Below are 12184 nucleotides of genomic sequence, written 5' to 3' on the forward strand. Positions count from 1 at the left end.
CACTTGACCGAGGCATATGGAAATCGTCAAGCTAAGCAAGCGTTTCTAGGACTAATTGCGTCCCAGAAATTGATTTTAGACTGTAATTCACTTTTCAATCTCTTGTTCCTTACACGGTGGTTTTGCATTCGTTTTCACGTTTACATAGGAACCGTCGGTTTTCAGATTCGCTACTGATACATAGCATTGTCCACCCAGCGGTAGACGCCCCCCGCGGTCGGTGCGAATTAAGTTAACTTTGACGATGTAATTTGCGTTTGCCTCTGGCGTAAAAAACACCGGTTTAGGAAAGCAGCTTGAACGATAGGTCGGATCGTCGAAATAGTGACTTGCGCTAATGCCGACGACCTTATTCGATGGCACCTCGATTTTAATTTCGTAATTCGCTTTGTCATAAAGCAGGATGGAGTCACGCTTCAACAGATAGCCGGCACGCTCGAACTTTCCACAAGATTGTGGCGTGTTATCAGTATTGACATAGAAGTGTGTATGCAGCTCAAAGTCTGATTCAAAGCTGACCTTAGCATTGTCGGGAGCAATTGGATTTTTGTAGTTTGGGGGAGGGGTTGTGTTGCAGGCTGCGCATAGGAAAATTAGCGCGCTTGTTAGGGCGATTCTGTGAAACATTTCGTCTACCTTATTTGCGATTGGTTTCTTTATGGAAACATAAAGGTACAGATTAATGGCAGGCGATTGCATCCCATGAATATGGGATTTTGTTGTCGCTATACCGCCAACAAAGAAGCGGCAGCAATTTGCTGATCCTGAGTCAAATCCTGATCGCGCATTGTTTTTTCCAATTGACCGTAGGCTGAGGTAAGTGCGCCGCTCAGCGAGCTGATCGTGGCTTGCACCTGAAGTAGTTGTTTCTGCTTTTCTTCCGGGCTCAGTTTTTGATTCGCCATAATGGTATTCAGCTTTTGCTGCTGTTCTTGTATTTGTTCTTTGATCTGTCGAATTCGCTTGAGCAGATCTTTGATGGTGTCAGGAAGGCTGCTGCTATCAATGTCTTGATTTTTTGTCGCTGCTTTTCCCTTTGCGGAGAGTATCTGTCCTAAGTCGGATATGGTGACTCTGGTACTGGCTGGTTTTTCATCCGCGTTGGCATCCGTCTCTGTTTCAACTTGTATCGGAGTGAGTTCTTGAGCTTGGGCAGCCGTGGACAATGTAATTGCAGTGTTATTAACGGATGTAACGTTCATCGGCGAACCTTTTAGGCTAAGAGCTGGTAAATCATTAACGGCAGGATCAAAATTAAGTTGAGAGCAGAAGGTGTTTGCTACGGTTTTCGACTTGCTTTGTCGGTTCTCATCATTTGCTTGTTGTATGAAAAAAAGCCCGCGCATGCGGGCTTTTTAATTGGATTTGAAGGTTGGACTTAAGACATTTCTCGTCAATCAATAGGCGTAACAAACATTGCAGATGACCATACCTTGCTGTCGTCTTGCTGGCGGCCGGTGAAGTAGACCGGGTGATGTCCGAAGGAAGTCTTTTTCAATTCGACTTCCAGTTCACCTTGTACCGTGACGGGTAGGGCTTGCTCGGTCAAACGTTCCAATGCGAGGAACAGTTCTGTTCCACCCAGCTCTTGCCTGAGAGCACCTTCCTGTAGTAAGGACGCGCCGCTGATCTCCCATTGGAAGGTCGGTACATGCTTGAATGGATTCGGCTGCAATGGATCACCGACCTTGATGTAGCTGTCTATCGTTCCTTCTATGCGTATCGTGCAGTTCTGCAGATTGGTGATGTCGATATCTATACTGTCGGCATCGCCATACGTGTCGCTACGGAATACGATGTCAGTCGTGCCTTCGCGCCAGCAGTTTTCTTCACCATGTTCAAAGCCATGTGACTGGAAGCGATTGATGGTGCCATTCAGTATCGTGATGCGACCACGCCATGAAGCCCAGCGATAACGATCAGGTACGCGTGCGCCACCCCAGCGCAAACGTATCAGTCGATCCGAGTAGCCCAGCTCTTCATGCAGATTACGTTTCCAGATCAGCCCCGTGTGATCATAAGCAGCAATTTCATCCCAGCCTGCGCTACCGAGGAAGTTGTAGTTGAGCTTTAGCGGACCAGAGTGCGTAAACTCATCGCCCTGAATATGTTGGCCGGCGTTAACTAGCAAAGCAGTATGTTCGCCGGTGGTGGCCCAGGTATGACGTGCGCGCAGTGCGCGTCCTATGCTGCGTCTGTCCAGTGATTCGGCGATGACGCCTGTCAATCCGCCGTGTACGCCGAATACTTGTGTGCCTGGAGGTCCGCCACCCGGGCGACCGCGATGTTCGTCACCGCTGGCGGCAACGCCGATGCGGTAACCGCGTGTGATGACATCTTGATAGAGCCAGCCGAAGTGACCCCAGCTTGATGCGATCTCGACCAGGCGTTCCAGTTCCGGATGATGCCAGTCAGGAATGTAGCGACGGCCACCGACGTGCGGCATGATCAGATGTTGCTCGGGATCGTCGATGTAGGCCGCCCACAGTTCTTCCACCGGCCAGCGTCCGGTTTCGACTGCGGAACCCTTCATGTCTTCATTCCACAGGAAGGTGCGATTGTGTTCGCCGCGTGCGTTGTACGGGAAGTCAGGGGCAGCATCGCCGAGGAAGACTACATTGTGGTCGCCACCTGCAGTCGAGCTGCCGCACCATTCCTGCACTGGATAGCAAACAAAATGTCCGGGCTTGTTGAATTCTTCTACGGTATCTACACCGAGTTGCCAGTTTTCATCAGTAATCTGGAAGTCGTTGGCGGTGTAGCCGAGCACATCGATGCCGCCGATGTCACGCGCATAAGCAGCGTTATAGGCTGGGCTATTGGTACCAACGGTGTCGCTGGCGTGTACGTGCAGGTCGGCATAGAAGGAACGTGGTGCCGGGAAGCGGTCGTCTATGCTCAAGTGTGCGATTGCTGGACGCATATACAAGTGTTCAGGTAATTCTGCGACCAGCCGCAGGTCGCCGCGATCACTCGGCAGGTCGTCGATACCTATGCTGGCCCAGCCTGTGTCTGGTAAAGCGTGTGTTTTTTCATAGACCACTGCATCGCCGGAATAGGCGCGCAGCAAAAGACTACCTGCTTGTGCATGGCAAGCGTTGCCCCAACGATCTTGCAGTGAAAAGCGGAAAGGTGCAGCCTGTCCGCTGCGTACAAAGCGCGGACCAGCGATCAGCAAGCGTGCCGCTGCACCGGGTGCCATGTCGATCACGATGTCACCCGGGACAGCAGCGAAGCGCGAAGTGCCGAGTGGATCGACGTAGCAACGGAAACGGAAACGGTCTTCAGTAAAAGTCTGTACACGCGTGCCCGGACCGCCACCGCGTCTGTCGCCTATGCGCAGGATGATGTGGTCGCCGGCATTCAGATAGCCATCGACGACGTCGACGATGATGGCTTTCTGAAATGGGCGCTCATGGCCCTTTTGATCGAAGCGTACCGATAAGGATTGTACGGTCGCCGGACTTTGCCCCGGCACCAGTTTGCCGGACTGATATTCGGCGCTGATGTAATTGGCGGCGGTCGGATCGCTGGTCTGGAACAAGGCCCAGTCCGAATAAAACTTGAAGGTAGCCTTGAACCAGCCGCCATCGGCGAGACCTGCTGCACCGACTTCATAGTCGATGACGATTTCATTCCAGCTACCGGTTTCCAGTCGATTGACGTTGCAGCTGACACTGCCGACGAAAGGTAGTTTTTTGTTTTGTACATACAAGCCTTCAGGCGCAAAGTGCGGTCCCAGCTTGCTACGCAAGGTTTGATATTGCTGCGAGAGATCGAGTGGATTACTTTTGCTCATGATATTTCCTGATTTCTATTAATTGCTATTCGGAGATCCAGTGCCGCTTAGTGACTGCGCCAGCGTTGATAGCGGCGTTCTATGCGTCGGAAGACCAGACTTTCGGCCAGCCATGCGATGAGGCCGATCAGTACGATGCCGAGCAATACCTGGCTGGCATTGCCGATCTGTCCGCCGGTGGAAACCATCCAACCTATGCCGTGTGATGCGCCTATCATTTCCGCCGCTACCAGTGCGCGCCAGGCCTGACTGAAGCCGACGCGTAGCGCGGTAGTGAAGGCGGGCAGGGTGGCGGGGAAATAGACGTGCACCAGCAACTGGATACGATTTGCGCCGAGAATGCGTGCGGCGCGTACTTCACCACCGCGTATCGCCTGCACACCATCCTGTATCGCCAGCGTCATCGGGCATACGGCGGCGATGAAGATGACGACGATGATGGATAGATAACCGATGCCGAAGATGATCATGGTCAGCGGTGCCCACGCAATCGGCGGGATCGCCATGAACAGGCCATTCAACGGCGTGATGAAATCGCGCACATTGCGTGAGATGCCGGCCGCAGTACCGACGATGACGGCGACCACGATGGCCGCACCGAAGCCGCCCAGCTCTTCCAGCAAACTCGCGCCGAGGTGTGCCCACAGCTTGCCGCTTTCCAGCCAGCGCCATCCTTCCTGTGCCACTTCCCATGGTTGCGGCAAGATGTAGGACGGGAAGCGGCTGGCTGCTAGACTCCACGCTAGGATGAGTGCAGGTAAGGCAGCCCAGCCCCACGACGGTTTTAAACCCAATATACGCATGCGCGTCCTTAGCGTTTGGCTGGCGCTTTTTCAGCGCGCTGTTGCCATGTGGTGTCGATGATTTCCGTTGCGCGCAAATCCTTGTTCAGGAAGCCGAGCGCACGCGAGTAGTTCATCAATTGCTGGATGAACTGCACATCGTTTTGCTGGATGCGATCGGACCAGCCTATGCGTTTACGCGCTTCTTTGACGACTTCGATCGGTTTGATTTCACGACCATCGACAGTTTTGACGGTTGGGATTTCGAAGGCTTCGGCGATGATCTGGTTCGCTTCATCAGGATGCTTGTTCAGGAAGTCGATGGCACGACGATGCGCGCGCAGGACTTTGACGATGTCATCAGGACGTTGCGCCAGCGTACGCGGCATTGCCATCACGATGTACCAAGGGTATTGCGGGATAGCCTTGTTAATGTCGAGAACCAGGCGAGTGTTACCACGCAGCAGTGCAGTGGCGATGAATGGTTCCCACGTGAAGGCGGCATCGACCAGGTTGCGATCAAGTGCCGCAGGCATATTCCCGGCGGGCATATTAACGATGGTAGTGTCACGGTCAGGTTCGAGGCCTGCCGCTTCCTTCAAAACGTAGCCGCGCAACAAGACATCCATACCGCTGCCTTTGGCGACACCGGCTATCTTCTTGCCCTTGAGGTCGGCGACTGTGCGGATAGAACTGTTTGCCTGTGTAATCACTGCAGCCTGGCCGTAATTGACTTTGGCCAGGATGCGGCTGTTGAGGCCGCGTGCATACCATTGGAATACTGGCGGCGCGCCTATGTATGCCATATCTAGGTCGCCGGCTGACAAAGCTTGTTGCAGGATGGGGCCGTCGCCGAAGGATTTGATTTCGACATTGACGCCTTCTTCCTTGAAGTAGCCTTTGCGATCTGCAATCACTGCGGGTGCATTGGCCATCGCGTAGACCCAGCCGATGCGGATAGGTTTTTCCTGCGCTTGCGCGGTAGCGGCGCTGACCGATGCCAGCGCTAGTGAGAGTGTTATCAGCAGCTTTACAGGTTTCATAGCGTACTTTCAGAAAGAAGTGGGAAGGAGTGCGCGTCTTCAACTGCAACGGCGTTCGGGAAATCTGCAGTGGAAATGGTGTCCATCAGGCTGCTGCTGTATTCATGGAATTGCGGCAGGCGTCGCGTCTCGCGATGGATGCGTGGGCGTGGCAAGTCGATAGAGAAGCTGTGCCTCACGCCTTGCGGTGCCTTGCCAAGCACGACTACGCGATCAGCGAGGAAGACTGCTTCGTCGATGTCATGCGTAATGAAGACCACGGTTTGTTTGAGCGAAGACCAGAGCCGCAGCAATTCTTCGTTCATGCTTTGGCGCGAGATGGCATCCAAGGCGGCGAAGGGTTCATCCATCAACAGCAATGTCGGTTCCATCGCTAAGGTGCGCGCCAGCGAGATGCGTTGCTGCATGCCGCCTGACAGCTGATGCGGCAGGCGCTGTGCGGCATCTGCCAGGCCAACCAGTGCCAGCGCTTCACGCGCTTTCTGTTCACGTTCGATACGGGTGACGTCGGCTCGCATACGCAAACCAAAAGCTACATTGTCGAGAGCATTCAGCCATGGGAAGAGTTGCGGCGACTGGAATACATAGCCGAGTTCCTGCATCTCTGGCCGAGCCTTGTGTTCATTGACCTGGATGCTGCCTCTCTGCGGCTGCAGGAAACCCGACAGCAGGTTGAGCAAGGTGCTTTTACCGCAACCAGACGGGCCGAGCAGGGCGAGGAATTCGCCGGGCTTTGCTTCTATCGAGAAGTCGCGGAATACCGTCTGCCCGTTTTCATAGGCAAAGTTGATATGGTCGACTCGAAGATGAGCCATCTGTTTCTCGTACATGACTGGTATCCGTTGAACAATGAGGAATAGCCCGGTGTAAAAAATGCATCACAAGCATGCTGCTTGTCAGGATTTTTGTCATAATACGTATTAATACAAGTTAGGCGAACGAAGACTTTTGCATATCCTTATTCGTTTTCTTTTTTGTCAGGCAGCGATCTATCGTGAATAATCGCTATTCCTTTACTACTAACAATGAATATTGAGTCAACCGCATGCATGCCAGTGATACTTTGATCCGTAAGAACGTCACCTCGATGTATGAGCAAATCGCTGCGCAATTGCGTGAAGAGGTGCTGGGAGGTGCGTTTGAGCCATCCGGCAAGCTGCCATCGGAAGCAGCGCTGGTAGAACGCTTCGGCGTCAGCCGCGTCACCGTGCGCTTGGCATTGGGACGACTGGAAGAAGAGAGTGTTGTCGAGCGTAAGCAGGGCAAAGGTACGTATGCGGCTGGCAAGCAGGTGCGGCATGCACTGGATGCCTTGCGCAGCTTTCATGATTCGCTATTGATGCAAGGCTTGAAGCCAAAGATGAAATTGCTGGCGCTGGACCTGGTGCCGGTGCCGGAACAATTAACGGAGCGCTTTGGCAAGAAGGTGAAGGAATGTACCTTTCTGCAGCGCCTGCATCTGGTCGACGATGAGCCGATTGCCGTTGGCGCCAGTTATTTGCCGGCACCAGTTGCTGCGATGGATTGGAATGAGGCAGAGCGTCAGCCTAACTACGCGATCCTCAAGAGTCTCGATGGGCGCGGTGTAGCGCGCGCAGACGTGTCGATAGGTGCGCAATTGGCGGATCGCGAACTGGGCAAGCTCTTGAAAGTGAAGACCGGCAGCGCCGTGTTGGTGATGACACGGACATCCACATCGGTCAGCGGCGCATGCTGTGATTACTCGGTCTTCTATATACGGCCTGAACGTTACGAATTCGTCGCGAGTTGTAGCTTTTCTTCTGCAGTCTGATCGGGCTGTGTTTCTGCGTCAGGGCATCGGTCAAATAGATTTCACGGTGTCTGAACGCTTTTTCACAATGTCGGCGGATCCTCTCTCAGGAAGACCGGAAAATCCATTACCGGAGGGCGGGAACCAACTTGGTACAGGAGATCAGCGACATATCCCCGATGATAGGTTTTGTGGTTAACAACATGAAGCAACATATCACCCCGTGTCATGATTCCCGATCCACCATCTACGAAATTGAACGCAACAGCTTCATCATGCATTTGCTCAGAAAGAGTATCTGCATAATTCACGTACCACACATCGATTTCGGTTTGAGCACTGCATAATTCCGGGAAGGTAGGTACAAGCTCTGTAATTCGTGATGTGAATCCATGAAGTTTGCTCTCCAAATGCGCCTTCCAGATGAGATCGACGACATAAGAATGGTTCAAAGTATTGAGTATGCTGCCGAATCCAGTTTTTCGTATGGCATTAACTTCCGCAGCTGGCAGGGTCTTGAGTAAATCGAATAGGCGCAAATTTGCCCATGCGCTGTAACGTGTGAGTACTCGAATATTTCTAGTAACGGACATAAGCACCTGCATTAAAAATTGCGTATAAAACAATACCTCATCACTCCTAAAAAGTGCGAGAAGTTACAGTCAGAACCGTGAATATATACCGGTGTCTATGACTGATGGTTGCTTTGCGGTACATCGGCAAGAGTTCTTGTGCAGAGTCATAATGTTGTGTGACTTCGCAGGTGTGGCGGATGAATGGATAGGTGTTTGGATTTGGACTTATTTGACGAAATAGAGCGGGGGCGAACTTGGCGTGAAGAGCTATGTGTCGGCGCGGTGGTGCTGCGCGGCTACGCTTTGTCGGCTGAGAATGAGCTGTTAAAAGCTGTTGAAGACGTGATCATGCAAGCGCCGTTACGGCACATGAACACACCCGGCGGTTTTCGCATGTCGGTAGCGATGACGAACTGTGGTCACTATGGTTGGGTCACCGATAGAAGTGGCTATCGTTACGATGCGCTTGATCCGGAGAGTGGCAAGAAGTGGCCGTCCATTCCGGATGTCTTTCTTGCATTGGCACAAAGTGCTGCGCTGCAAGCCGGATTTGAGAATTTCGAGCCGGATGCATGTTTGATCAATCGCTATGATCCTGGTGCGCGCATGTCGCTGCATCAGGATAAAGATGAGCGGGATTTCAGTCAGCCCATTGTTTCTGTTTCACTTGGCATCCCAGCCGTATTTTTGTTTGGCGGGATGAGGCGCGAAGATAAAGCCATGCGGATTCCTTTAACGCATGGCGACGTGGTGGTGTGGGGAGGAGCAGGCAGACTTCGTTATCACGGCGTTCTGCCATTGAAGATGGCAAGCCATCCCTTGCTTGGTGAACATCGCATCAATCTGACCTTGCGCAAAGCACGTTGATCAATTTAAACATACGCTAAAAAGCGTATGAAGTTAGTCGTCTGAAATTGTTTTATGAGATGTTTTTTAGAGTACAGTCGGTTGCGGTGATTGGTTTTTCTTGTCTACTGCAAGAGCTTCTCTACAGCAATTGTTTGAATTTTTGCTGCACCCTAAAAGTTAAAAAAACAATGACAGGAGACGTATCATGAAAAAGTTAATTGGTTTAATCCCGCTACTTGTCGCTTCGACGACCTTCACTCCAAGCAGCTTTGCCAACCCGCCCACCAAGCTTGATATTGGTACGGCTCGCGAAATTTACGATGGCTCTCTTTATCCAGACAAAGCTGTTCGAACCTATCAAAACACCAATAAAATTTTCCCGACACGCGTGATTAAGGCGGGAGGCAAGCCATCTCCGCTGCCTTTGAGTGACAAGCAATTAACTTCTTTGACTTTCACCTCAGAGGGGAAGAAATATGATTTGCCAGATTATGTAGCTTTAAACCGAGTGGTTGGCTTACTCGTGCTGAAGGATGGCAAGATCGCCTATGAACACTACGATTACGGTTTAAAACCAGATACAAGATGGATGTCCATGTCGGTAGCAAAATCCTTCGTGTCTACGTTGGTTGGTGCTGCAATTAAAGATGGCTATATCAGCAGTGTGGACGATCCGGTAGTGAAGTACTTGCCGCAACTTGCTGGCAGCGCTTATCAAGATGTGTCCATCAAGGATGTGCTCATGATGGCTTCTGGAGTGAAGTGGAATGAAACCTATACTGACCCAAGCTCGGACCGCAGGAAATTGCTGGAGCTGCAAATTGCAAGCAATCAGAAGGGCGGTATTTTTGATATTCTGAAAACCTTGCCCAAAGCTTCTGAGCCGGGGAAAAACTTTAATTACAGTACTGGTGAAACGGTATTGATTGGTGAAATTGTGCAGGCCGCAACTAAGATGCACCTGGCAGACTATCTTTCTAAGAAGGTGTGGGTTCCAGTAGGAATGCAGGCGGATGCTTATTGGTGGCTGGACTCTCCAAATGGTCATGAGGTTGGTGGTAGCGGCATTCTCGCTGTGATGCGTGACTTTGCACGCTTCGGACAATTCATTCTCAACGGTGCAGAAGTGAATGGTAAAAAAATTGTTCCGGATAATTGGCTAGCCGAAGCAACGACTGCAAAGCCAATTAGCGGTGTCACCGGCAAGAATGGATATGGCTATCAATGGTGGACGATGAAACCTGACGCCGGGAAGGTGCATGAACAGGCATTCATGGGTAGAGGCATTCATGGACAATATCTGTATATCAATCAGGAGGAGAAGGTCGTGGTTGTTGCGTTAAGTGCTCGTTCCAAGCCTACGGGTAGAAATACGATAGAGGATCTTGATTTCTTGGCCGCGGTAGTTGAAAAGCTGAGAAATTAAGATAAAGAATTGATGGCCGATCAGTAAAAAAAGCCCTCCATTAGAAATAATGGTGGGCTTTTTTGCAGATACTCAGCTCGCTTCATCGATAGGATAAAACGAATAGTTTTTATTTCTCGGCAGCTGCCTTCAGATTGGCAAGGCCGATGGCAAAATCATCGCCGACCATTTTATCCATGCTGAAAAATACGCTCATCAGTTTCGACATATAGTTGGCCGGGCCATACATTGCCCACGTCACTTGCGTGGAATCGCCTTGCGGCTGCAAAGTAAATTCCGCCGTGTTGTGCGCTTCGAATGGTGACAGGAAATCGAGTTTGATCACGATCCGCGATGGTGGCGATGATTCAGTGATTTCCATTCGTCCCTTGCCGACATTCTTATTGCCATCCCATTCATAAATCGCGCCTTTGCCGCTGGCTGCGCCGCTATGCGTACGTTTCATGTCTGGATCTTTTTTCTCATACGGCGACCATGTGGTCCAGCTATGCAAATCGTTGATGAGTGCGAACACTTTTTCCGGAGCTGCTTTGATGGTGGTCGTACGCTCGACGCGGAAAGTATCCGGCTTGGTTGCGGCAAAGATAAGGATAGCGGCGAGTATGACTACGACGACAATGGCGAGGATTTTGAACATATAAGGCTCCGGCTTGGTGGGAGGTGTGGGTTATTGGGATTCAGACTTGGCCAGCTTCTAGTTTGGTGCGCAGGCGCTCTTCTTGTTCGCGCAATTCCGGAGTGAGTTCTGCGCCGAAATCTTCCATTTCGAATATCTGGCGGATTTCAATTTCCGATTCGGCACCGGTTGGGTTCGGGCAGCGTTTGACCCACTCGATGGCTTCTTCTTTCGATTTCACTTTCCAGATCCAGAAGCCGGCAACGAGTTCTTTGGTTTCAGGGAAGGGGCCGTTAACAACTGTGCGTTTGTCTCCGGAAAATTTGACGCGCGCTCCTTTTGAACTTGGCTGCAAGCCATCGCCGGATAGCATGATGCCGGCGTTCACCAGCTCTTCATTAAACTTGCCCATTTCAGTCAAGAGTTGCTCATCCGGCATGGCGCCAGTTTCAGAATTTTTGTCTGCTTTAATAATGATCATGAATCGCATGCTTGTGCTCCTGTTTAGTGATGATTGTTATTTGTGTTTTCGTCTTATTCTTGCGGACACATTTTCTTGGCCGCTTGCTGCAGTTCTTCCGGGCTCACATCGCGTATATGTGTGGCGATGGACCATGAATGGCCGAACGGATCTTCCAGCACGCCATAACGGTCGCCCCAGAAAGTATCTTCCATAGGATGTTTCGCTTTTGCTCCTGCTGCAATCGCGCGTGTGAAGACGGCATCGGCATTCTCCACATACAGATGTATGGTGACTGGGCTGCCTTTAAGCGACTTTGGCCCGAGCGCGCTGAACTCAGGGTACTCATCCATCAGCATGATTGATGAGTCGCCTATGCGCAGATGCGCATGCATGATCTTGCCGCCTGGGCCGGGCAAAATGGCGGCGTCTGTCGCATGAAAGGCTTTTTTATAAAACTCGATGGCATCAGCGGCATTAGCGCAAACCAGATGCGGAGTGATGCTATGCATTCCTTCCGGAATCGGTTTGACTGGTGGCTTGTTCATGGTTGTTCTCCTCGTATATCAAGCGAATGATCCCTTGTTCATGCAGTCTGGATTCTCGGTTCAGGCAGTTTGTTGACTGGTTCTGCTGGAATCTCTCGTTTCTTTTCGTGTTGCTCTATCAAGATGATCAATCTTTGCATTTCCTCTTGATCTTGCTCGGATGTTGCGGATGCCCACAATTGATCGAAGCGCTCGATCATCTGTAAATACTCGATTTCGCGCATCTGCTCTGCTTGCGCGCTACGCGCATTTGTTTCGTTTAGTGTCTTTGCGTCAGATGAAAGTGTCATGACTATGTTTGTAGTCGCGTAAGCA

General features: G+C 51.3%; 14 protein-coding genes. 3 read left to right on the forward strand and 11 right to left on the reverse strand.

Translation table 11 applies throughout. The annotated features are described in order from the left end of the window. Positions 1-87: 87 nt before the first annotated feature. The 6 genes from BQ6873_RS02345 to BQ6873_RS02370 are packed head-to-tail and all read right to left on the reverse strand — an operon-like array spanning position 88 to position 6439. Positions 88-699, reverse strand: a complete 612-nt coding sequence (locus tag BQ6873_RS02345) for a hypothetical protein (RefSeq protein ID WP_076591216.1) — start codon at positions 697-699, stop codon at positions 88-90. A gap of 26 nt (positions 700-725) precedes the next feature. Beyond that, the gene (locus BQ6873_RS02350; RefSeq protein ID WP_157889096.1) at positions 726-1346 is read right to left on the reverse strand and encodes a hypothetical protein; all 621 of its coding nucleotides are present in this window, start codon (positions 1344-1346) and stop codon (positions 726-728) included. Positions 1347-1393: 47 nt separating this feature from the next. Continuing rightward, complete coding sequence (locus tag BQ6873_RS02355; protein ID WP_076591218.1) at positions 1394-3799, reverse strand: hypothetical protein; 2406 nt, start codon at positions 3797-3799, stop codon at positions 1394-1396. A 47-nt stretch (positions 3800-3846) separates the two neighbouring features. After that, on the reverse strand, positions 3847-4602 hold the full coding sequence (locus tag BQ6873_RS02360) for an ABC transporter permease (RefSeq protein WP_076591219.1): 756 nt from the start codon (positions 4600-4602) through the stop codon (positions 3847-3849). Between the two features lie 8 nt (positions 4603-4610). Beyond that, on the reverse strand, positions 4611-5624 hold the full coding sequence (locus tag BQ6873_RS02365) for an ABC transporter substrate-binding protein (protein WP_076591220.1): 1014 nt from the start codon (positions 5622-5624) through the stop codon (positions 4611-4613). Then, positions 5621-6439 (reverse strand): ABC transporter ATP-binding protein, encoded by an 819-nt coding sequence (locus tag BQ6873_RS02370; RefSeq protein ID WP_231949206.1) that lies wholly within the window; start codon positions 6437-6439, stop codon positions 5621-5623. The genes BQ6873_RS02365 and BQ6873_RS02370 overlap by 4 nt, the downstream gene beginning before the upstream one ends. A gap of 230 nt (positions 6440-6669) precedes the next feature. Between BQ6873_RS02370 and BQ6873_RS02375 the strand changes: the two genes are divergently transcribed. Continuing rightward, on the forward strand, positions 6670-7416 hold the full coding sequence (locus BQ6873_RS02375) for a GntR family transcriptional regulator (RefSeq protein ID WP_076591222.1): 747 nt from the start codon (positions 6670-6672) through the stop codon (positions 7414-7416). Positions 7417-7478: 62 nt separating this feature from the next. On the opposite strand, the gene BQ6873_RS02380 is transcribed toward BQ6873_RS02375, so the two are convergent. After that, complete coding sequence (locus BQ6873_RS02380) at positions 7479-8021, reverse strand: DinB family protein (RefSeq protein ID WP_231949207.1); 543 nt, start codon at positions 8019-8021, stop codon at positions 7479-7481. A 150-nt stretch (positions 8022-8171) separates the two neighbouring features. Between BQ6873_RS02380 and alkB the strand changes: the two genes are divergently transcribed. Together alkB and BQ6873_RS02390 are read left to right on the forward strand one after the other, a co-directional pair. Beyond that, on the forward strand, positions 8172-8837 hold the full coding sequence (alkB, locus tag BQ6873_RS02385) for a DNA oxidative demethylase AlkB (protein WP_083664361.1): 666 nt from the start codon (positions 8172-8174) through the stop codon (positions 8835-8837). Positions 8838-9024: 187 nt separating this feature from the next. Continuing rightward, positions 9025-10245: a serine hydrolase domain-containing protein gene (locus tag BQ6873_RS02390; protein WP_076591225.1), complete on the forward strand. Its 1221-nt coding sequence runs from the start codon at positions 9025-9027 to the stop codon at positions 10243-10245. A gap of 109 nt (positions 10246-10354) precedes the next feature. Here the strand turns inward: BQ6873_RS02390 and BQ6873_RS02395 are convergent, their stop codons facing one another. From BQ6873_RS02395 to BQ6873_RS02410, 4 genes are read right to left on the reverse strand one after another with little or no spacing between them, the layout of a single operon-like run. Beyond that, positions 10355-10882 carry an SRPBCC family protein gene (locus BQ6873_RS02395; protein WP_076591226.1) on the reverse strand — a complete coding sequence of 176 codons (528 nt, stop codon included), beginning with the start codon at positions 10880-10882 and terminating at the stop codon, positions 10355-10357. Positions 10883-10922: 40 nt separating this feature from the next. Further along, positions 10923-11351: a YciI family protein gene (locus BQ6873_RS02400; protein WP_076591227.1), complete on the reverse strand. Its 429-nt coding sequence runs from the start codon at positions 11349-11351 to the stop codon at positions 10923-10925. 44 nt (positions 11352-11395) lie between these two features. Then, the gene (locus BQ6873_RS02405) at positions 11396-11869 is read right to left on the reverse strand and encodes a VOC family protein (protein ID WP_076591228.1); all 474 of its coding nucleotides are present in this window, start codon (positions 11867-11869) and stop codon (positions 11396-11398) included. A 38-nt stretch (positions 11870-11907) separates the two neighbouring features. Beyond that, positions 11908-12159 (reverse strand): hypothetical protein, encoded by a 252-nt coding sequence (locus tag BQ6873_RS02410; RefSeq protein WP_157889097.1) that lies wholly within the window; start codon positions 12157-12159, stop codon positions 11908-11910. Positions 12160-12184: the final 25 nt, after the last annotated feature.

Origin of the sequence: Herminiimonas arsenitoxidans (genome assembly GCF_900130075.1) — a bacterium.
GTDB lineage: Bacteria > Pseudomonadota > Gammaproteobacteria > Burkholderiales > Burkholderiaceae_D > Oxalicibacterium > Oxalicibacterium arsenitoxidans.